The 19265-nt window shown below is 70.1% G+C and carries 21 protein-coding genes and 1 pseudogene; 13 read left to right on the top strand and 9 right to left on the bottom strand.

Translation table 11 applies throughout. The annotated features are described in order from the left end of the window. Positions 1 to 13 precede the first annotated feature (13 nt). Positions 14 to 295, top strand: a complete 282-nt coding sequence (locus BJY16_RS36070; RefSeq protein ID WP_185044029.1) for a hypothetical protein — start codon at positions 14 to 16, stop codon at positions 293 to 295. Positions 296 to 357: 62 nt separating this feature from the next. On the opposite strand, the gene BJY16_RS36065 is transcribed toward BJY16_RS36070, so the two are convergent. Together BJY16_RS36065 and BJY16_RS36060 are read right to left on the bottom strand one after the other, a co-directional pair. Continuing rightward, positions 358 to 630 carry a hypothetical protein gene (locus BJY16_RS36065; protein WP_239177285.1) on the bottom strand — a complete coding sequence of 91 codons (273 nt, stop codon included), beginning with the start codon at positions 628 to 630 and terminating at the stop codon, positions 358 to 360. Positions 631 to 730: 100 nt separating this feature from the next. Continuing rightward, entirely contained in the window at positions 731 to 2590 is a 1860-nt protein-coding gene (locus tag BJY16_RS36060; RefSeq protein ID WP_185044027.1) for a hypothetical protein, read from the bottom strand. Positions 2591 to 2816: 226 nt separating this feature from the next. Here BJY16_RS36060 and BJY16_RS36055 point away from each other — a divergent pair, with 226 nt between their 5' ends. From BJY16_RS36055 to BJY16_RS36045, 3 genes are all read left to right on the top strand, one after another. After that, entirely contained in the window at positions 2817 to 3119 is a 303-nt protein-coding gene (locus tag BJY16_RS36055) for a hypothetical protein (protein WP_185044026.1), read from the top strand. A gap of 153 nt (positions 3120 to 3272) precedes the next feature. Further along, positions 3273 to 4025, top strand: coding sequence for a DUF6928 family protein (locus BJY16_RS36050; protein WP_185044025.1), 753 nt, complete (start codon positions 3273 to 3275; stop codon positions 4023 to 4025). 135 nt (positions 4026 to 4160) lie between these two features. Continuing rightward, a complete protein-coding gene (locus BJY16_RS36045; RefSeq protein WP_185044024.1) occupies positions 4161 to 4502 on the top strand; it encodes a hypothetical protein in 342 nt (113 codons plus the stop codon). Between the two features lie 101 nt (positions 4503 to 4603). On the opposite strand, the gene BJY16_RS36040 is transcribed toward BJY16_RS36045, so the two are convergent. Continuing rightward, positions 4604 to 5527, bottom strand: a complete 924-nt coding sequence (locus BJY16_RS36040; RefSeq protein WP_185044023.1) for an ADP-ribosylation family protein — start codon at positions 5525 to 5527, stop codon at positions 4604 to 4606. 396 nt (positions 5528 to 5923) lie between these two features. On the opposite strand from BJY16_RS36040, the gene BJY16_RS47865 reads away from it, so the two are divergent. Continuing rightward, on the top strand, positions 5924 to 6052 hold the full coding sequence (locus BJY16_RS47865) for a hypothetical protein (protein WP_260418352.1): 129 nt from the start codon (positions 5924 to 5926) through the stop codon (positions 6050 to 6052). Positions 6053 to 6134: 82 nt separating this feature from the next. Continuing rightward, positions 6135 to 6311, top strand: a pseudogene (locus BJY16_RS47860) (IS630 family transposase); the annotation flags it as partial. 291 nt (positions 6312 to 6602) lie between these two features. On the opposite strand, the gene BJY16_RS36035 reads toward BJY16_RS47860, so the two are convergent. From BJY16_RS36035 to BJY16_RS36020, 4 genes are read right to left on the bottom strand one after another with little or no spacing between them, the layout of a single operon-like run. Further along, a complete protein-coding gene (locus BJY16_RS36035; RefSeq protein WP_185044022.1) occupies positions 6603 to 7508 on the bottom strand; it encodes a carbohydrate ABC transporter permease in 906 nt (301 codons plus the stop codon). Next, entirely contained in the window at positions 7508 to 8584 is a 1077-nt protein-coding gene (locus tag BJY16_RS36030; protein WP_185044021.1) for a carbohydrate ABC transporter permease, read from the bottom strand. Before BJY16_RS36030 ends, BJY16_RS36035 begins: the two co-directional genes overlap by 1 nt. A 6-nt stretch (positions 8585 to 8590) precedes the next feature. Then, on the bottom strand, positions 8591 to 9841 hold the full coding sequence (locus BJY16_RS36025; protein WP_185044020.1) for a sugar ABC transporter substrate-binding protein: 1251 nt from the start codon (positions 9839 to 9841) through the stop codon (positions 8591 to 8593). A gap of 33 nt (positions 9842 to 9874) precedes the next feature. After that, positions 9875 to 10879 (bottom strand): LacI family DNA-binding transcriptional regulator, encoded by a 1005-nt coding sequence (locus tag BJY16_RS36020; protein ID WP_185044019.1) that lies wholly within the window; start codon positions 10877 to 10879, stop codon positions 9875 to 9877. A 132-nt stretch (positions 10880 to 11011) separates the two neighbouring features. On the opposite strand from BJY16_RS36020, the gene BJY16_RS36015 reads away from it, so the two are divergent. Then, on the top strand, positions 11012 to 12952 hold the full coding sequence (locus tag BJY16_RS36015; protein ID WP_185044018.1) for a glycogen debranching N-terminal domain-containing protein: 1941 nt from the start codon (positions 11012 to 11014) through the stop codon (positions 12950 to 12952). Between the two features lie 170 nt (positions 12953 to 13122). On the opposite strand, the gene BJY16_RS36010 is transcribed toward BJY16_RS36015, so the two are convergent. After that, positions 13123 to 13458: a cyclic-phosphate processing receiver domain-containing protein gene (locus tag BJY16_RS36010; RefSeq protein WP_185044017.1), complete on the bottom strand. Its 336-nt coding sequence runs from the start codon at positions 13456 to 13458 to the stop codon at positions 13123 to 13125. A 188-nt stretch (positions 13459 to 13646) separates the two neighbouring features. Here BJY16_RS36010 and BJY16_RS36005 point away from each other — a divergent pair, with 188 nt between their 5' ends. After that, complete coding sequence (locus BJY16_RS36005; protein ID WP_185044016.1) at positions 13647 to 14453, top strand: SDR family NAD(P)-dependent oxidoreductase; 807 nt, start codon at positions 13647 to 13649, stop codon at positions 14451 to 14453. A 56-nt stretch (positions 14454 to 14509) separates the two neighbouring features. Here the strand turns inward: BJY16_RS36005 and BJY16_RS36000 are convergent, their stop codons facing one another. Beyond that, on the bottom strand, positions 14510 to 15457 hold the full coding sequence (locus tag BJY16_RS36000; RefSeq protein WP_185044015.1) for a hypothetical protein: 948 nt from the start codon (positions 15455 to 15457) through the stop codon (positions 14510 to 14512). A 104-nt stretch (positions 15458 to 15561) separates the two neighbouring features. On the opposite strand from BJY16_RS36000, the gene tsaA reads away from it, so the two are divergent. Genes tsaA through BJY16_RS35975 form a run of 5 tightly spaced genes read left to right on the top strand, consistent with a single transcriptional unit; the run spans position 15562 to position 19168 of the window. Continuing rightward, positions 15562 to 15963, top strand: coding sequence for a tRNA (N6-threonylcarbamoyladenosine(37)-N6)-methyltransferase TrmO (gene tsaA / locus BJY16_RS35995; RefSeq protein WP_185044014.1), 402 nt, complete (start codon positions 15562 to 15564; stop codon positions 15961 to 15963). Positions 15964 to 16004: 41 nt separating this feature from the next. Beyond that, positions 16005 to 16436, top strand: coding sequence for a PPOX class F420-dependent oxidoreductase (locus BJY16_RS35990; RefSeq protein WP_185044013.1), 432 nt, complete (start codon positions 16005 to 16007; stop codon positions 16434 to 16436). A gap of 35 nt (positions 16437 to 16471) precedes the next feature. After that, positions 16472 to 17731: a phosphopyruvate hydratase gene (gene eno, locus BJY16_RS35985; RefSeq protein ID WP_185044012.1), complete on the top strand. Its 1260-nt coding sequence runs from the start codon at positions 16472 to 16474 to the stop codon at positions 17729 to 17731. A gap of 10 nt (positions 17732 to 17741) precedes the next feature. Beyond that, positions 17742 to 18641 carry a MerR family transcriptional regulator gene (locus BJY16_RS35980; protein ID WP_185044011.1) on the top strand — a complete coding sequence of 300 codons (900 nt, stop codon included), beginning with the start codon at positions 17742 to 17744 and terminating at the stop codon, positions 18639 to 18641. Next, positions 18638 to 19168 carry an SMI1/KNR4 family protein gene (locus BJY16_RS35975; RefSeq protein ID WP_185044010.1) on the top strand — a complete coding sequence of 177 codons (531 nt, stop codon included), beginning with the start codon at positions 18638 to 18640 and terminating at the stop codon, positions 19166 to 19168. The genes BJY16_RS35980 and BJY16_RS35975 overlap by 4 nt, the downstream gene beginning before the upstream one ends. Positions 19169 to 19265: the final 97 nt, after the last annotated feature.

Genomic DNA, 19265 nt, shown 5'->3' with positions numbered 1-19265 from the left:
TACGATCACGCTCGTGTTTGTAGAGGTCATGGGCCCACGGCCGTTGCCGGACGACGTCGATCGGGACGACGTCGAGGACCTCCTCGTAGTCGCATTGGGCAAAGACGGCGAGGTTACGGGCGCGGGCTCCGGATCTGGGCGTTGGCATCTGGATGTCGAAGTGTCGACCGGAGTCGAGGAACTTCAGACGGTTCTCCGGCGACTCGCTGCCGTCCTCGTAGACCATGACCTCGGCTGGATAGTGCTGCGCCCCGAGCAGGATCCGGTCGGAGTAACGGCCAGCCGGATCCAGTAGCGGCTGACTTCAGAACGTCCTCATCTAGCCGCGATCCGTGACGGCGAAGTCTCGGCGGCAGATCATGTCGGCTTCGCCAGGTAGACACGGCGTCCGAGGTCTCCCGGCCAGGCCGCACCGGGATCACCCACATGAACGGCTGCCTCGATCGCAATCGCCCTGTCTTGTAGTGCTTCCAGCTCGAATACCAGATCGTCAACGTCTTCTGCTACCTGCGCGGTGTGCTCATGCACGGCGACGTACAGGAGGATCCGGTCAGGCTCCGCGTGAACCGAGATGGCCCACATTTCAGGCGAGATAAGGCCGAGAGCGGCTTGGACGAGATCGAGAACCACGCGGTTCTCTCGCACTAATGAGGCTTCCACTTCAGCTCCTCAGGGCCCGGTAGTCGCCGGAACCAGTTATCCCGCGCGTCGACGGAAGATAGCGACAGCGTCAGCCTCGTCGCATGTGAGTTCCTGATCGGTTGACGCACTGAGCTGCCGCGGGAACCGCGGGCCGGAGTCGGTCATGTACCGCTTGCAGGCGGGCGCTGATTGCCTCGTCGATCCAGATGATGTCAACGGCCGGGCCGGTGCGGATGATGCGCTCGCCGGTGAGTAACAGGTCGATGCGGTGCAGGAGTTCGTCGTCGGGGCCGGCGAGGTCCGCGAGCAGTTCCGCGGTGTCTGCGACGCCGTAGAAGTCGCGGACGATCAGCGACCGCAAGGTAGGCAGGACTTCGGCGGTTTCACCGGTGGCGGCCACGACCACGAGCGCCGCGACCATCTGCCGGACCCGCTCGGCATAGGTGGGATGGCATACACCGGTGAGATAGGTGCGGGCGGCCGGGACCACAGGCATCAGGTCGGAGCCGGGGTGGAGCAGCGGCAACCGGGTGCTCATCCAAGGGTCGTGGCGCGGTGCGTGACGGGCTTGCAGCAGTGCGGTCAGCCCGAAGCCGACGGCGGGTGGGGGCGGCGGGTCGAACCATGCGGTCAGGGCCGTGAGTAGGGGCTGGGGATCGCCGGTGAGTCGACGGATCGCGGCGGCTGCGTCCAGGTCGCCGTCGGCGGCGAGCGGCCCGAGGTGAGGTAGGGCCTCGGGACTGGTGTAGCCGATGCGGGCGAGCGCTCTGGCGGCGAGGGCTCCGGTCTGCGGGAGCAGGGCGATCAGGTCGGGTACCGCGGCCGCCGCCTGTGGTCCCCAGAGACCGAGCAGGTCAACGAGGTGGTGGCAGTTCGGCAAGTGGCGGCGGACTACGTCGAGGACCTCGCAGGTGTACGGCACCCAGCGCGGTTCCCGGATGCGCAGCGTCGGAGCCGACTCGACCCAGCGCGGGTCGCCGAGCCGCTGGAGGGTTTCCCATGCCGGTCGCGCTGGTGTGATCCCCGGACGTCTCGGGGTGGCGGCGTGGTCGATGGCTATTGCAGCGAGTTGATCGCGATAGCGTCCGGCGATCGAACCGGTGCTGCGCAACGTGCTGATCACTTCGTCGCGAACGCCTGCGTCCGGGTCCGCCAGCAGCCGGGCGATCTTCGGGACCAGGTCCGCGGGCGCTGACCGGTGGTACCTCGAGCGTTCCGCCACGGCGAAGACAGCAGCCCGTCGGGTGGCCGGCTCGGCGCTGAGGATGAGCGTATCGATCAGTTCGGCGGCGCCCTCGTCGGTGGCGGACAGCAGGAGTTCCTCCACCGGCTCGCGTCGTATCCAGGCGTAATGCAGATCGACACCGTCGTCCAGCGCGGCGGTGACCGCGGCTGGGACGCCGGCGGGTAGCGGCACCCCGGCACGGACTGCGGCGAGACCGGCGGCGTAGCGTTCGTCAGCGGTCCCGTTGGACGGGAACCGGGCGGCAGCACCGGCCGGGTCCAGTTCGCCGAGTGCGAGCAGCAGCGAACTCCGTACCGTCGGGTCGGTCTCGATCGCGAAGCGCTCGTGCAACAGCGTGACCGGGCCGTCGGCTCGGGCCACGACGTACGCCGCTGCGGCTCGAACTCGAGGATCAGGGTCGTCGAGCGGCGGCAGCGATTGGGCGGCGACCGCGGCTCGGACCTCGTCGGACAGCTCCCCGTAGGCGTGGCTGCGGTCGGCGAGCATGCCGAGAAGCCATGTGAATTCGTCGCGCCGGGCAGGTGCGTGGTGAGCCAGGCCGGCAAGGAACGGAACGGCCGCGACCGTAGCGGAGTAGAGCGTGCCCTGCGGAAAAATCAGATCGGCGATCGCGTCGAATTCGGCGTCCCGCAGCAGGCCCGGCAGGTCGTCGGCGCGGCCTTCGGCGTGCTCCAACGCCGCCCAGTCGATGTCGTCGATCACCGACGCACCCTATCCTCCTGACCCGAAAGGGCCGTCTGACGGAACGGGTAGCCCATCGACCAGAACGCCCGCCGGAACCTTGACCGGCACACGGTCGGATCTTCACCACCACGAGGGTCGCCGAGTCAGGAGCCGACGCGCGACTTTGCTGATGAGAGGGCGTCTCGCGGCGGACCGGGTCTTGCGATACTCGCGTATCTGCTGATGGTCGGACAAAGAAGATGAGATGGGCTACAACTTCCATATAACGAGAGCGCCGAACTTCTGGGAGAGCGAGGAGGTGCCCATTGGCAAAGAAGAGTGGGAACAACTCGCCGACAGCACGTCGGATCTAGTGCTCGCGGGGCACGTGGAGTGGACCGACATTGGCTCGCAGCGCGTATATGCGGTACCGGGCGAGTCGGCCAACTTCTCCTGGCGTCGAGGAGAGGTGATGATCGAGGGTTACTTCTCTGATCGCGCTGAACGAGTCGCCAACCAACTTGCCGCATCACTGGGTGGACGAGTCCAAGGCGACGACGAGGACTGAGTTCTTGCCCCGGGACCGACACAGATTTGCTGTCAGCGACATGTCACCGTTCTGGGTCTTGTCATGTCGAGGAGAGTGCGTTCAGCCCCCATGCCTGAGAAAGCAGGCTGGCCGTAGTCTGCTTGATCATCTCGGTGGGAGGCGAAGGGTTCGATGGGCGCGAAGACCGCACTGCTTGCTTTCACCAAGGGCGATCTACGCTCCGCTCTGCGGGAGGCCGTTGAAGCCGACCTCGTCGAAGTCCTTGCGCTGGTGCACGAAATACACCCCGGCTACGACGTGACACCGATCGCCGACGGCGTGCTGGGGGACGACACCTATCCGCCGGATGACACCAGCTACGCGACGGTGCTGGCCGGGGCGGAGTTGTTCTGCGATCGCCGCCTCATCTGCGACCGCCCGTCGCAGCTGCCGGCCCGCCTGCTTCAGGCTGGAAATGGCCGTCGGATCATCATGCACGGGATGCACTCGGTCTCTGATTGGCTGTGCTTCGCGGTGTGGGAGAACGGTTCGCTGGTCCGCTCGCTGAGCCTTTCTCCCGATGGCGGCATCGTGGAGAACATCGGCGAGCCGTATGACTTCGAGCAGCCGTATTGGGCGGGCGAGCGGCCGGTCGGGGCGACGTTGTCAGGAGATCCGTACCCGCTGCCGTTTCATCCGTTGGAGCTGGGTGAGGGGGCCTTGCGCGCGTTGTTCGGCTTCATCTTGGAAGGTCGTCCCGACCCGAGCGATGTCGATCCGTACGAAGTTCCGTTGCGGGGATTCCGCGTCGCTGACCCGACAGGCCAGGAACAGGCGGAGCGCGAGGCCAAGGTGAAGCAGCTACTGCGACAGATGGGACCGCCACGCCGTTACCGCATGAAGTCCGACGGCACGTTCGAGGAGATCCGCAACGCTGAGGCGTGACCCCGCCTCGACATGCCCGGGGCCAACTTACGGATCTGCCGCTGACAGCACGACGGCTTGGACCGGTAAGTACGGTCTCGAACTCATGCCGATGGGGACAAGGCGGCGATGGCGCGCAGCGGTACTCTCGCCCGCGTGGGCCTTGATGTTGAGCTTTTCATGTTCGAGCAGGAGGGCACGAGCTTTCAGCGACGCCGGTCCGTCGAGCTGGCGACCGTCGGCGACACGGGCTTCCGATTCGCCCAGGCTGTCGAACGTGCGCAGCGCCGCAGGTCGACGCCGATGCTTGACCGTATCGACCCTTACGGAGCCATGGAGCTGTCGTCGGGTGAGATGCCGCAGTTCCTGAGTGAGCTCGACCAGATGCTTACTGCGGCCGTGGACCAAGGGGAACGCAAGGTGATCGAGGCAGTACGTAACCTTGCGGAACGGTGCAGCAATGACCAGAACCTGGCGCTGCGGCTGGTTGGCGACTGAGCCTTTGAGACGGCCGGACTGACCTGATCACGTGCACTCAACTGCCGCTGATAGTGCGCGGCGGGTGAGAGGCTGTGTCTGTCCAGTCTCGTGCGGCTTTCTCAGAATCCATCGGTGATCAGCACCTCGACCGAGCGGAGGTCGCGGTGAGCGGCGTGGACCGTGGCGATCTCGGCTAAGGCGTCACGGCCGAGCGCATGGTAGGCGCCGAGGAGCAGGTCCAGGCCGGCCTGCCGGTGCACGTCGAGGTCAAGCCAGTGCAGTTCACTGCCGACAGCGAGCGCAAGCGCGGGCTGCCCCGCGGCGAGCTGGCGGCGGGCCTGGGCGATCCACTCAGCGGCCTGGGCCGGATCTTTCTGAAAGGCGTCGAGGCGGGAACCAGATGCGGCTACCTGCGGGTCCCCGCTGCCCTGCGGTAACAGGGGCATCAGAGATACGGCGAGGTAGGACCGTGGCGCCGACACCAAGCGGGGCGGTCCGTCTTGCCGTAGTGCCGCTTCGTCGGCAGCCGCATACCACCCGAGGGCATCGATCAGCGGAGTGACGCGCTCGGCTTCCTCCCGCTCATCGCCGTAGTCGCTCAGGAACCTGTCCACCTCCTCGCGCACTACGCGGAGCAGCGTCGGCGCGGTAGACGCCCAGGTCTCGGCCGAGTCGCGGGCGTAGTTGCGGGCGATAACCGTGGGTAACTCGGCTGGGTCGTCGAACCAGAGCCCATAGTGCAGCCCGTCGGAGCCACCGCTCATTACCGTCACGAATTCGGCCGGGTCGCAGCGAAAGCGGGCGTGCAACCGCGGGTCGAGCCCGTCACGGCCGCGCCGGTCGAGGCCGTCGTCACGGAAATAGTCGGTGACTCCCCAGGGCGAGATGCCCATCTCGTTAAGGGCACCGCCGTCGCTGGCCGCGAGAGCCGCGAATACCGCGACATGACGTGGCAGTCGCAGTCCCCAGAGCCGCTGAATCCTCTCCGCGACCAGCGGGAACCGCTCTGTCATGATGCCCAGGGCATCATCGCGCGATGTCATGGCGAAATCGTATGACCCCGCCACGACGAGCTGCCGTGGTGCCTCCGCGCAGATTCCGGCAACGCATTGTTTTGCCGCTGAGCAGGCGCGCCGGGCTACCGGACTCGAACCGGCTCATGCCTCCGCAGGCGACAGCCTGCATCTTGGGCAACATAATTGAATATGACGCACCCTTCCCATGTGCCTTTGCCCGGCGCGCGGAAGGACGTTAGCGCACGGTCATTGGAGAGGCGAGCCCATCTCAGAGGCATCCTCTTGCCGGCCGGTGCTCGCTACGCGTCCGTGACGTCTGGGGATGGCGGTTAGTGGGCGGTCGTGCCGACGAGGCGATGTTCGCTCGCGTGCAGTGCTCCGAGGTCTGTACTGACCGACTACTTCGCCGCTGTCTCTGACGGTGTGACAGCGACCGCCGTCGACTACGTCGACGGGCAGCCGGGTTTGCTGGACCTCACGGCCGAGGATGTCGCGGCCGGCAAGGCGCTGTACCGGCTATCGCCGCTGGCCGTGGCCGGTCAGGTCCAATAGGCAGCTTCACTCTCATGCCGCGATCCGATCGGACTGGGTCAGAACAACGCAATCTGCCCCGGCATTGGTTCGTCTGGGCAGGGCGAGGACCAACCACCCGAACCACACCGTCCTGGCCCGCGCACTGCAGAAATACCTGCGATGGCGCAACGCCAACGCCCGACACCCCGACGTCCTCGCCGCGCAACGCCGCGAACGAGCCCGGGTCCGCAGCGAACGACAACAACGCTGGGGCCGGCCCCGAACGAAGGCCGCCTGACGGATCAGACCCGGTGAACGTTCGTGGCCAACGCACTAGCTGAGTCGCCGCTTCCCCGGGCAACCGGGCATACCCGCAGCGCACGGCATGGATCGAGGTGACAATCCCTGCCGTCTGATTGACGCCTTCGAGCCTTTGCTTCTGATCCAAGGTGGCGGTCGATGGTGGAAAGTGTGCGGAACAGGCGCGGCCGAGACGGCTCCGAAAGGTCGGATCGTCCGGGGCTCCGCCACCTACAGACCTGACGAATCCCGATGGAGACGGCGGCGACGACGACCGCCGGGCCATGCCTCAACCCTTGTCGGCTCCCTCGTTGGCGTCCCGGACGAAGTACCGCTGGAAGGCCACGAAGATGATCGCGACGGGGATCGTGGCCAGCAGTGCCGCGCCGAGTTTGAGCGGGTACTGGGTGCCGGCCCCGAGCGAGCCGCTGACCAGGTCGGCGAGTCCGCGCGGCAGGGTGAACAGCCCGGGGTTCTGCACGGCCACGAGGGTGTGCGGGAACTCGTTCCACGAGCCTTGGAAGGACAGGATGGTCAGCGTGATGAGGGCCGGTCTGGCCATCGGCAGCACCACTGACCAGTAGGTCCGGAACGGGCCCGCGCCGTCGATGCGGGCCGCCTCCTCCACGCCGGCCGGCACCGAGTCGAAGAACTGCTTCATGATGAACACACCGGCCGCGTCCGCCATGAGCGGCACGATCAGCGCGGCGTAGCTGTTGTAGATGCCGAGCTGGTTGAGGACCAGGAACTTCGGGATGAGCAGCACGACCGGCGGCACGGCCATGAGCGCGATGACGGCGGCGAAGAGCGGACCGCGGCCGCGGAACCGCAGCCGCGACAGCGCGTAGCCGGCCATCGAGTCGAGCAGCACCCGCGACAGCGTGACGACCACGGTGACCAGCACCGAGTTGCCCAGCCAGGTGGGGAACGCGGTGCCCTCGAAGATCCGGGTCATCGACTCGGCGGTGAACGGCTCCGGCACCGGCGATAGCGGGTGCGCGGCCGCGTCGGCCTCGGTCTTGAACGAGTTCGCGATCTGGATGACGAACGGGTAGAGGAAGACCAGCGAGAAGAAGACGAGGATCGTGTACCCCGCGAACCGCGAGGCCAGCACGCGCCCGGAGCCCTCGCCGGCCCGCCGGGTCGGGCCCGCCGGCGGGGCCGGCGCCGTGCGGGTGGCGGTGGAGACTGCCATCAAACCCTCCTTCGGGCCGGGCCGGCCCCGCGGCCGCCCGGTTCGTTGCGCTCGCGCATCACCCGGCGCTGCAGCAGGGTCAGCAGCACGATGATGAGGAACAGGACGAATGAGATCGCCGCGCCGGAGCCGTAGTCGAAATCGCGGAACGCGGTCCGGTAGGACAGGAACGCGGGCGTGAGCGTGGTCTTCGCCGGGTTGCCCTGGCTCATCACGTAGATCTGGTCGAAGACCTGCCACGTTCCGATCAGGCCGAGCGTCATCACCAGGAAGGTGGTCGGCCGCAACTGCGGCAGGGTGATGTAGATGAAGCGCTGCCAGCGGCTGGCTCCGTCGATCATCCCGGCCTCGTCGAGCTGAACCGGGACGTTCTGCAGCGCCGCGAGGAACATCAGCATGAAGGTTCCCGAGGTGGTCCAGACGACGAGCGCGATGATCGCGCACATCGCCACGCTCGGGCCGGAGGCCCAGTCCCACCAGCTCAGGCCGAGGATGCCGTGCTCGGTCAGAACCGATGGCGGCGCCGTCGGATCGACCACGCCGATCCGGCCGAGGAGCAGGTGCAGCACGCCGCGCGAGTCGGAGAACCACTGCGGGCCGCTGACGCCGAAGGCGGAGAGCACCGCGTTGATCGCGCCGCCGTTGGCGAACATGAACAGGAACACCACGCTGATCGCGACCGAGCTGGTCACCGAGGGGAAGTAGAAGGCCGTACGGAAGAAGCCCTTGCCGCGCAGCAGCCGGTTGTTGACGACCAGGGCCAGGCCGAGAGCCAGCGCGGTCTGGATCGGCACCACGAACAGCACGTAGTAGGCGTTGTTGCGCAGACTGGTCATGAAGTCGAGCCGGGCCAGGTCGTCGGTGGCGAACAGCTGCGTGTAGTTGTCCAGGCCGACGAACGGCACGTCGCCGGCGAACGGGCTGCCCTGGCCGTTCCAGTCGGTCAGGCTCGTCCACAGCGCCATGAGGATGGGCAGCAGCATGAAGAGGCCGAGGATGAGGACGATCGGGGTGACGAAGAACCAGCCTGCCCGGCGTTCGTCACCCCGCGCCCCGCGGTTCGCGGTGGTCGTCACGAGTGCTCAGCCGCCGAGGGCGGTCTTGGCGTTCTTGTCGAAGCGCTGCAGGACCGCCTTCGGGTCGCCGGCGGCAAGGCCCTGCAGACCCGCGTCGAGATCGGCCAATACACTGTCCATCTTCGGCGCGTTGACCGGGCCCTGCGCGTATTTCGCGCCGGCGATGTAGGCGGCATCCTCTGCGTACTGCTGCTGGTAGGTGGTCTGGGCGTCCTGCCGCGACGGCATCACGCCGAAGGCGGTGGCGAAAGCCATCTGCTGATCGGTGGTGGTCATCGCCTCGACGAACTTGACCGCCTGGTCCTTGAACTTGCTCTTCGCCGCGATGCCCCAGCACTGGGTGAACGACAGGGTGCCCTGGCCTTTCGGGCCGGCCGGCAGCTCCCGGACCGTGTACTTGATGTTCGGGAAGTCGCTCTTCAGTGCGCCTTTGATCCAGTTGCCCTCGATGGTCATGGCCGCCTTGCCCTTGCCGAAGGCCTCGCCGGCCCAGCCGGCGTCAAGCGCCTTGGGGTACGCGGCGAGGCCGTCCTTGAGCAGCTTCTGCACGTACGCCAGCGCCTGCTCGTTCTGCGGCGTGTCGGCGGTGGGCTGCTTGCCGTCCGCGCTGACCCACCAGCCGCCGCTCTGCACCAGGAACGCGCCGATCCGGTCGCGGGTGTCACCGATGGCCAGCGGGGTGACGCCGGACGCCTTCAGCTTCTGCGCCGCGGCGGTGAGCTGGGCCCAGGTGGTGGGGATGTCGGCGTCGGTCAGGCCGGCCTTGTTCCACAGGTCGGTGTTGATCTGCAGCGCCAGGGTCGAGGTGTCCTTGGGCAGGCAGTACAGCTTGCCGTCGCGGGTGAACGACTGACGCAGGTTGGGCAGGAAGGCGTCGGCGCCGGCCATGTCCTGCGCGTACGGCTCGAGCGCGCCGACGCTGGCGTAGTCGGCGAACCGGGCGGCGTCCACGTAGAAGACGTCCGGCGGGGTGCTGCCGGCGAGCGCCTGGCCGAGCTGCTGGACGATGTCCTGCGCCGGGGTCACGGTGGCCTTGTTGCCGCTGGCGGTGGCCCACTTCGCGGCGGCGTCCCGCACTGCCTTGGTCTCCGCGTCGCCGGACGAGCCGATCATGATCTGGAGATCGGCGGGCCCGCTCTTCTGCTGGGTGGTGTCAGCGCTCTGGTCGTCGAAGCCGCTGCCGCACGCCGACGCGGCGACGAGCGAACCGGCCGTGAACGCGGCCAAGGCGACGGCGCGCAGTCTGTCTCTGGTCATGGTTGTCTCCTGGGAAGCGGTGAAGGGAGCGGTTCAGGCCGTCTGACGAAGCACCAAAGACGGCTGGAGTAGGGCGCGTGCCGGTGTTGCCGGGCCGCCGCCGTCGAGGATCTCGGCCAGCAGATCCATACAGCGGGCGGCGGCGGCGGCGAGCGGCTGACTGACGCTGGTCAGGCCGACGGCCTGCGCAACGGCGGTGTCGTCGAAGCCAACCACCGCGCAGTAGCGGCCGAGCTCGCGCGCGGCGGCGAGGGCGCCGAGGGCGAGCGAGTCGCTGGCGCAGACCAGGGCCGTCGGCGGGACGGGACGGGTGAGCAGGTCACGAGCGGCTGCCGCGCCGGTGTCGATGCCGTCCACGGTGGCGACCGCGAGGTCGTCGAGGCAAGCCGGCGCGTCCGGCCCGGACGACGCCAGGGTGCGGGCCCAGCCCTCGCGGCGGGCGTCGCCGACGCCGGAGCCGGCGGGCCAGCCCACGAAACCGATGCGCCGGTGCCCGGTGGCGAGCAGCCGGCTGGTGGCGGCTTCGGTGCCGGCCGCGTTGTCCACGTCGACCCAGGCGTGCGTCTCGGGGGCGCCCCAGGGGCGGCCGAACGTCACGAACGGCACGTCACGCGCCGCGAGCCAGGACGTGCGCGGGTCGCCGTGGTGGGTGCTGGTCAGCACGAATCCGTCCAGGTCGTGCGCCGTGAGGAGGTCGTCGTAGGTGGCGATCTCCTCGGCGTCGTCCGCCGCGGTGTAAAGCATGACCCGGTAACCGGCGGGTGCCGCGGCATCGGTGAGGCCGTGCAGGAAGCGGTCGAGCACGGAGCCGTTGATGCCGTCGCGGGCCGGCTCGATGCGGACTGCGATCAGCCGGGAACGGCCGGTACGCATCTGCCGGGCCGCCCGGTTGACCCGGTAGCCGAGGGCGGTGATCGCCTCGCGCACCCGCGCACGGGTCTCGGCGCGCACGATGTCGGGCGTATTGATCACATTGGACACTGTTTGGCGGGACACGCCGGCTCGCCGGGCGACCGTGTCGATCGTAACCTTTTCCACCGGATTGCCTTCCTAGGTCTTGAACGATCAAATTCCGATGCGGCAGGATTGGATCGTTCAAGTTGCGGGAGTGTTTCGCACTTTGCCCGCCCGGCGACAAGCTGTCAAGACGGCAATACGAGAGGTGTCCCCATGACTCTGCAACCGCTGTTGCACGACCTGGTCCCGACGCTGGCGGCGCCGACCGCGGCCCTGTCCGGCACCGACGGCCAGATCCGGGCGAGCGGCGTGCAGGGCCTGTTCCACGCCGACGCGCGGGTGCTCTCGACCGGTGTGCTGCGGCTCGACGGCCGCGAACCCGAGCCGATCGGGCACGCCCCCGCCGGCCCGGGCGCGACCCGATTCGTCGGACTGGCCCGCTGGCTCGGCGACCGCACCCCCGACCCCACCGTGCGGGTCGACCGCATCCGCCGGGTCCGGCCCGGCGGCCTGGACGAGGAGATCATCATCAGCTCGACCGCGAGCGAGCCGGTCACCACCGAGGTCACCGTGGAGACGGCGAGTGACCTGGCGCCGATCGAGGTGGTCAAGTCGGGCCGGGCCGGGGGCGCGACGTGGGAGCGCGAAGGCATCGCGGTGCGCATCGATGGCGACCTGCGCCGCACGATCACGATCGCACCCGGCGAGAGCACAGTGCTGCGCTGGCGGCTGACGGTGGACGACCCCGCGGCGGTGATGCGGCCCGGCACCGGCGGCGCGTTCTCCAGGCCCGTGGTGCGGGCGCGCGACCACCGGCTCCAGCGGCTGGTCACCCAGTCGCTCGACGACCTGACGGCGCTGAAGCTGACCACCACGACCGACGAGGGCGACACGTTCCTCGGCGCCGGTGTGCCGTGGTACCTCACGCTGTTCGGCCGCGACAGCCTGTGGGCGGCGCGCATGCTGCTGCCGCTCGGCACCGAGCTGGCGATCGGCACGCTGCGGGCGCTCGCCCGCCGGCAGGGCGCCAAGGCCGACCCGGAGACCGGCGAGGCCCCTGGCAAGATCATGCACGAACTGCGCCGAGCCGACTTCGCGCTCCCCGAGCAGGGACTGCGGCTGCCGGCCGTCTACTACGGCACGATCGACGCCACCCCGCTCTGGATCAGCCTGCTGCACGACGCGTGGCGCTGGGGCCACGCCCCGGCCGACATCGTGGCGCTGCTGCCGCACCTGGAGGCGGCTCTCGACTGGCTGGCCGAGCACGCCGACCCCGACGGCGACGGCTTCCTGGAATACCTGGACACCACCGGGCGCGGGCTGGCCAACCAGGGCTGGAAGGACTCCGGTGACGCCGTGCGCTTCCACGACGGGCGCATCGCGCAGGCGCCGATCGCGCTGGCCGAGGTGCAGGGGTACGCGTACCGTGCGGCCCTGGACGGCGCCGCCCTGCTCGACGCGTTCGGGCGCCCGGGCGGCGACCGCTGGCGGACGTACGCGGCCCGGCTCGCCGACCGCTTCCGAGCCTCCTTCTGGGTGCGCGACGGCGCGTACCCGGCGCTTGCCCTGGACCGCGACAAGCGGCCGGTCGACGCGCTGACCAGCAACATCGGCCACCTGCTCGGCACCGGTCTGCTGAACGCCGACGAGGAACGCCGGGTCGCCGCCGCGCTGGCGTCCGAGGCGATGTCCGGCGGCTACGGGCTGCGCACGATGTCCGCCGGCGACCGGGGCTTCGCGCCCCTGTCGTACCACTGCGGCTCGATCTGGGCACACGACACCGCGATCGTCGCCGCGGGTCTCGCCCGCGCCGGCTTCGCCGCCGAGGCGGCGAAGCTCATCGACGGCCTGCTCACCGCCGGCGAGGCGTTCGGCTTCCGGATCCCCGAGCTGTACGGCGGCGACGCCCGCACCGAGATGAGCCGGCCGGTGCCCTACCCCGCGTCGTGCCACCCGCAGGCGTGGTCGGCGGCCGCAGCCGTGCTGATCCTGCAGGCGTGGATGGGCCTGGAGCCGGACGTGCCAGGCGGGCGGGTGCTGCTGCGCCCCATGCCGGACGCCCCCGCGGTCACCGGGCTGCGGATCGCCGGACACCCCGTCGACTTCGACGGGACGACACTGCACGGCCTGCCCGACGGCCTGACCATTAGCTGACAACGCGGGCGCCGGGCCTTCCACCCGGCGCCCGCTGGGCCATGCAGGTTGGCAAGCTCTCCGCGACCCGCCAGCCGCCCCAGTCCGCACGGTGACCGCCGGGTCGTGGACGTGCCCAACCCCGCGACCCCGCCAACCAGCCGGGGCCGCACGCTGCGATCCGCATGCGCTCAGCCCAGATAGCCGACCGCCGCCGAGCCGGTCGCCGCCCGGACCGGGTAGCCCCACCGGCGCAGCGCCTGGCTCATCTTCGCCGCCCCGCTCGGGTTCGCCGAGTGGATCAGGATCAGGCCGACGTCGAACGGCCGCTCCTCGAAGGCGGCCCGCTCCAGCACCTCCACCACCGGCCAGATCGTGTCGTCGTCCCCGAGGTCGTGGTCCAGCCACAGCTCGTCGATCCGCCGCTCCCGGAGCCGGTCGAGCAGCGCCACCCCGGCCGCGCTGGTCCGCGCCACCTCCGCCGCCCGCCCGTCCACGAACGACCGCAGATCATCGATCAACACCATCACCCCACGATTCTTTCGGTACGGCCTCCGCCCGTGCCTCCGGGGCTGGGCCGAAGCACCGGGGACTCAGTCGCCCGCGTCATCCGCGCGCCGCGGCGACGGCGGTGGGCGAGCACTGATCGTTGACGCCCTCGTAAACCCACTTTACCTATGGGCGATATGGTTCAGCCGACCTGAGGAGGGTGTCGATGGATCTGCAACTCGTCGGTAAGAGGGCCCTGGTGACCGGGGGCAGCCGCGGGATCGGACTGCGCATCGCGCGGTCGCTGCTCGCCGAGGGCGCCCACGTGGCGATCGCCGCGCGGGACGGTGAACGGCTGGCCAAGGCCGCCGCCGAGCTGGCGGCGGCAGGCCATCCGGGGCGGATCGTCAGCGCGCAGCTCGACACCGGCGACGACGCGTCGGTGCGGGCCGGCGTGCAGCGGGTCCGCGAGCAGCTCGGCGGTATCGACATCCTGGTGAACAACGCGGCGGTGCCGGGCGGTGGCCAGGGCGGCCCGATCACGCCCTCGCAGACCACCGACCAGCAGTTCGTCGACGCGGTCAACGTCAAGGTGCTGGGCTACCTGCGCACCTCCCGGGCGGTGGCGCCCGACCTGATCGCCCAGGGCTGGGGCCGGATCATCAACATCTCCGGCCTGGCCGCCCGGCTCAGCGGCGACTTCGTGGCGACCGCCCGCAACATCGGCGTGGTCGCGCTCACCAAGAACCTCGCCGACGAGCTCGGCCGGCACGGCGTCAACGTCACCGTCGTGCACCCGGGCGCCACGGTCACCGAGCGCACCCCCGCGCTGATCGCGGCCGCCGCCGAACAGTGGGGTGTCACCCTGGAGGAGGCCGAGCGGCGCCGGGCCGAGCGGACCGCGATCGGCCGCGAGGTGACCGCCGAGGAGGTCGCCGACGTGGTGGCCTTCCTCGCGTCGCCGCGCAGCGTGGCCATCACCGGCGACGCGGTCACGGTCGGCGGCGGACTGGTCGGCCCCATCCACTACTGAACCCGCGCCGGCGCGCCCCGGCCGGAAGCGGTCTCGCGTCGCGTACCGGAAAAGGTCTAGGAAAGCGGATCCCAGTCGGTGGCGTAGTGGGTGAGGGAGGCGGCGAGGTCGGGGTGGGAGGCGACCCAGAGGCTGTCGAACAGGTACCACTGCTGGAAGCCGAAGGCGCCGCTGCAGTGCATCGCCATCTGGGCCAGGTGGCCGCTGACCTCGATCAGCGAGGTGTCCGGGCGGCGGCCGTTGTCGAACACGTGCTCGTCGATCAGCGACATCGCCGCGTGGTACGGGTTGTCGAGGGCGTCCAAGGCGTCCGGCCACGGCTCGTCGGCGTCCAGGCCGAAGCCCGGCCACAGGTTGGCCCGGCGCAGCGCCGGGACCAGGGATCTCTCGCCCGGCGCGAGCAGCCCGGCGAGCACCTTCAGCTCCGGCGGCCAGCCGGTGCGGTCCGCGCCGGGCAGGTGGGCGGCCAGCTCGGCCAGCTCGATGCCGGGGAAGACCACCTGGTCGGGGCACTCCAGGCTGGCGCCGTCGTAGTAGGTCAGGAAGGTCGCGTAGGTGGTGGGCGGGCCGGGCGGCTCCCGCTCCGCGTCGTCCGGCAGCGGCCACGACTCGTGCAGCAGGTAGGCGAGCCGGTCCGGGGCCGCGGCCACCGCCCGGTCGTCGAGGAAGAAGTAGGCCAGCTCTACCTCGTCGTCGTCGGTCCGCACCCGCAGGCTGTGCTCGTCCAGCCGGATGAAGTCGGCGTCGCCCTCGACATACAGGTGCCGGTGCAGCAGGGTCCGCAGCTGATCAGTGGTCTCCGGCGCCGGCAGCCGGTGCTCGCGGGCCGCGTCGAAGATCGTGTGCAACCCGTAGACGTCGGCGCCCAGCTCGGCCTCGATCCAGGCGTGCGGATCGGGGCGGGTCCAGTGCCGGCGGAACCAGTCGAGCACAGTCGCGTCGGGCAGCCGCCGCACCAGCTTGCTCAGCGGACCCGCGTAGTGCGACCGATAGACGAAGTACACCCGCCCGAGGCTATCGGCGCCCGGTCCGCCGCGCCGCCGGAATCGCGGTTCGGCCACGGCACATTCCCCGTCGTCACTGCCTTCATGCCGTAGGGTCGGTCGGCATGGAGCTGGTGCCGGTCGGATGGGTCGAGTCGCCGCTGACCGACGCGGCGGCCGCGCCCAAGCAGGGTGACGAGGGGGCGCCGCCGGCCTGGCTGGTCTTCGACGGCGCTTACGCGGACGCGCTCGGGGACCTGGAGGCCGGTGTTGAGCTGCTGGTCCTCACCTGGCTGGACCGGGCCGACCGGAGCGTGCTGCGGGTGCGGCCGCGGGGTGACGCGAGCCGTCCGCTCACCGGGGTGTTCAGCACCCGGTCGCCGGACCGGCCGAACCCGATCGGGCTGCACCGGGTCCGGGTGCTCGCCGTCGACGGGCTCCGCGTCCGGGTCGCCGACCTGGAGGCGCTCGACGGGACGCCGGTCCTGGACGTCAAGCCGGTGCTGGAACCGCGCGGCGAGCGGTGAACTCTGGAATACCGGTCGAGGGAAGGGACTTGGCGACAGATATGACTGACTTCGATCCGCACGCCCTGATCGCGGAGAGCCGGCTCGGAATTCTCGCCACGATCCGCAAGGACGGGCGCCCGCAGCTCTCCCCAATCCTGCCGTTCTACGACCGCGCCGCCGGCACGATCTACGTCTCGATGACCGAGGGCCGGGCCAAGACCGCGAACCTGCGCCGCGACCCGCGCGCCGCGATCGAGGTGACCAGCGCCGACGGCCGCGCCTGGGCGACCGCCGACGGCGACGCCGTGCTGACCGGCCCGGGCACCGACCCGCACGGCCCGGAGGTGGAGGCGCTGGTCGACTACTACCGCCGCGCCTCCGGCGAACACCCGGACTGGGACGAGTACCGCGCCGTGATGGTCGCCGACCGCCGGGTGCTGCTGGCCCTCAAGGTGACGCACGTCTACGGGCAGTCGCTCTCTTTCGATTGACCTGTACCCCGAGGTGCGGGTTTAGCGTTCCGGGCATGAACGCGATCACCAGTGTGCATGCCCGGGAAATCATCGACAGCCGCGGGAACCCGACGGTCGAGGTCGACGTGGTACTGGCCGACGGAGCTCGGGGGCGGGCGGCCGTGCCGTCCGGGGCGTCGACCGGCACCCGGGAGGCGGTCGAGCTGCGCGACGGAGATCCGCGGCGCTACCACGGCAAGGGGGTGCGGCGGGCGGTCACGGCGGTGAACACCGAGATCGCCGCCGCGCTGCACGGGCGGGACGCCGCCGACCAGGCCGGGGCCGACCGGGTCCTGATCGAGCTGGACGGCACCCCGGACAAGTCGCGCCTCGGCGCGAACGCCACGCTCGGCGTCTCGCTCGCGCTGGTCCGGGCGGCGGCGGACAGCGCGCGGCAGCCGCTCTACCGCTACCTCGGCGGGCCGGACGCGGCGCTACTGCCGCTGCCGCTGATGAACATCGTGAACGGCGGGGCGCACGCCGACAATCCGCTGGACTTCCAGGAGTTCATGATCGCCCCGGTCGGCGCCGAGACGTTCGCCGAGGCCGTCCGGATGGGGTCGGAGGTCTTCCACACGCTGCGCGGCGCGCTGCGGCGGGCCGGGCAGAACACCAACGTCGGCGACGAGGGCGGGTTCGCGCCGGACCTGCGGACCGCCGAGGAGGCGCTGACCTTCGTGACCGAGGCGATCGAGGCGACCGGGTACCGGCCCGGCGCCGACGTGGCGATCGCCCTCGACCCGGCCGCGTCGGAGTTCTTCAAGGACGGCCGCTACCTGCACCGGGACCCGGCCGAGCACGTCGCCTACCTGGCCGGGCTGGTCGACGCGTTCCCGATCGTCTCGATCGAGGACGGCGTCGCGCAGGACGACCACGCCGGGTGGGTGGCGCTCACCGAGGCCCTCGGCGAGCGGTGCCAGCTGGTCGGGGACGACGTCTTCTGTACGAACGAGGCGCTGCTGCGGCAGGGCATCGCGGACGGGATCGGGAACGCCATCCTGGTCAAGGTCAACCAGATCGGCACGCTGACCGAGACGCTCGCCACGGTCCGGACCGCGCGGGACGCCGGGTACCGGGTGGTGATGTCGCACCGCTCCGGGGAGACCGAGGACACCACGATCGCCGACCTGGCGGTGGCCACCGGGTGCGGGCAGATCAAGACCGGCTCGCTGTCCCGCAGCGACCGGACCGCCAAGTACAACCAGCTGATCCGGATCGAGGAGGAACTGGGCTCGCGGGCGACGCTTGACCCGTACCTCAGGGTCCGGGTTTAGGGTCTGTCGCATGCGGGTGGGTGAGCTGGCGCGCCGGACCGGGACGACGATCCGGGCGCTGCGGTACTACGAGTCGGTCGGCCTGGTCGTGCCCCGGCGGCTGAGCAACGGCTACCGGGAGTACGACCCGATCGCCGAGCGCCAGGTCGCCCAGATCCGCGAGCTGATGACGCTCGGGCTGGCGGTCGAGGAGACCCGCCCGTTCGTCGAGTCGATCGCGGACGGCACCGAGGACGTGTGCGCCGCGGCGCTGGCCACCTTCCGCAGCACGGTGACCGGGCTGCAGCGGCGGATCGGGGAGCTGACCGCCCAGCGGGACGCGCTCAACGCCCGGATCGACGAGGCGGCCCGGTCGGTGGTCACCGGCGTTCCGGCCGGTGACAGCAGCCCGGCCGAGCTGGTCGGCACCCGGCTGCCGGCGCTGCAGTTCTACGCCAGCGACGGGCGGCCGGTCGACCTGGCCGCCCTCGGGCCGGGCCGGACGGTGATCTTCGTCTACCCACTGACCGGGCGGCCCGGCGTCGACCTGCCGCGCGGGCTGCTCGAGGTGCACGGCGCGCGGGGCAGCACCGACCAGGCGATCTGGGTGCGCGACCACCACGCCGAGCTGCTCGCCGCGGGGGCGTCCCGGGTCTACGGGCTGTCCGCCCAGTCGACCGGGTACCAGCGGGAGCTGGCACATCGGCTCCGGCTGCCGTACCCGTTGATCCCGGACCCGAAGCTGACCCTGGCCGCCGCCACCGGCCTGCCCACCCTGGCCTCCGGCGACCTGGCCCTCTACCAGCGCCTCACCCTGATCGTCTGCGACGACGTGGTGGAGCACGTCTTCCACCCGATCCCGGACCCGGCCTCGCACGCCATGGACGTGATGTCCTGGCTGACCAGGACCAAGACCGGAAGCCTGCGGTGACCTCCGGGCCGGACGTCGCCGGCCTGCTGCGGCTGGTGCGGCAGATCCCGCTCCCTCCGGAACTCCGCGACCTCACCGGCGCTGACGACTCCCGGGTGGCGGCGATCGCGGCGAGATACGACCGGCAGCTTCCCGAGGAGTACGTCCGCTGGTTGCGCGTCTGCGACGGCTCGTATGCCGGGCCGGGCGGGATCTTCGGCGTGCGCGACGCGCTCGACGTCCTCGGCTTCCACCCCGACTGGGCCGGCCGGGGCTGGCTCCCGGTCGCGGGTGACGGGTGTGGCAACTACTACGTGCTGGACCTGTCGCGCGAGCACATCGACCGGGACGCCGTTTACTTCGTCGACACGATGGCCGGCGAAGGGTTGACCTACCTCGTGGCGAGCAGCTTCCTGCGCTTCCTCAGGTTTCTGCTGGAGGGCGAGCTCGGCGAGCGGCGGTGGCCGTTCCGGGCCGGGCATGTCAGCGCCGAGGACCCGGAGGTGCTGCTCCTGCGCGACGAGGAGTTGTTTCCCTGGAGCGGATGAACGGGGACCATAGGCCCATGGGCTCACGGGATGACGCCACGCTGACGGCGGACGGGCGGTACCTGATCGTTTCCGGCCGGCGGTGGCGGGCTACCGG

The sequence above is a fragment of the Actinoplanes octamycinicus genome, from assembly GCF_014205225.1.
GTDB classification, from domain to species: domain Bacteria; phylum Actinomycetota; class Actinomycetes; order Mycobacteriales; family Micromonosporaceae; genus Actinoplanes; species Actinoplanes octamycinicus.
The sequence above is the reverse complement of the archived record's forward strand: the minus strand, read 5'-3'. Positions and strand labels throughout refer to the sequence as shown.

Excerpts from the sequence above, each read along its gene's own strand:
- tsaA (WP_185044014.1), top strand. The coding sequence starts at position 15,562 with ATGGAGCTGGTGCCGGTCGGATGGGTCGAGTCGCCGCTGACCGACGCG.
- eno (WP_185044012.1), top strand. The coding sequence starts at position 16,472 with ATGAACGCGATCACCAGTGTGCATGCCCGGGAAATCATCGACAGCCGC.
- BJY16_RS35980 (WP_185044011.1), top strand. The coding sequence starts at position 17,742 with ATGCGGGTGGGTGAGCTGGCGCGCCGGACCGGGACGACGATCCGGGCG.
- BJY16_RS36055 (WP_185044026.1), top strand. The coding sequence starts at position 2,817 with ATGGGCTACAACTTCCATATAACGAGAGCGCCGAACTTCTGGGAGAGC.
- BJY16_RS36005 (WP_185044016.1), top strand. The coding sequence starts at position 13,647 with ATGGATCTGCAACTCGTCGGTAAGAGGGCCCTGGTGACCGGGGGCAGC.
- BJY16_RS36050 (WP_185044025.1), top strand. The coding sequence starts at position 3,273 with ATGGGCGCGAAGACCGCACTGCTTGCTTTCACCAAGGGCGATCTACGC.
- BJY16_RS36040 (WP_185044023.1), bottom strand. The coding sequence starts at position 5,527 with ATGACATCGCGCGATGATGCCCTGGGCATCATGACAGAGCGGTTCCCG.
- BJY16_RS36025 (WP_185044020.1), bottom strand. The coding sequence starts at position 9,841 with ATGACCAGAGACAGACTGCGCGCCGTCGCCTTGGCCGCGTTCACGGCC.
- BJY16_RS36015 (WP_185044018.1), top strand. The coding sequence starts at position 11,012 with ATGACTCTGCAACCGCTGTTGCACGACCTGGTCCCGACGCTGGCGGCG.
- BJY16_RS35990 (WP_185044013.1), top strand. The coding sequence starts at position 16,005 with ATGACTGACTTCGATCCGCACGCCCTGATCGCGGAGAGCCGGCTCGGA.
- BJY16_RS36010 (WP_185044017.1), bottom strand. The coding sequence starts at position 13,458 with ATGGTGTTGATCGATGATCTGCGGTCGTTCGTGGACGGGCGGGCGGCG.
- BJY16_RS36035 (WP_185044022.1), bottom strand. The coding sequence starts at position 7,508 with ATGGCAGTCTCCACCGCCACCCGCACGGCGCCGGCCCCGCCGGCGGGC.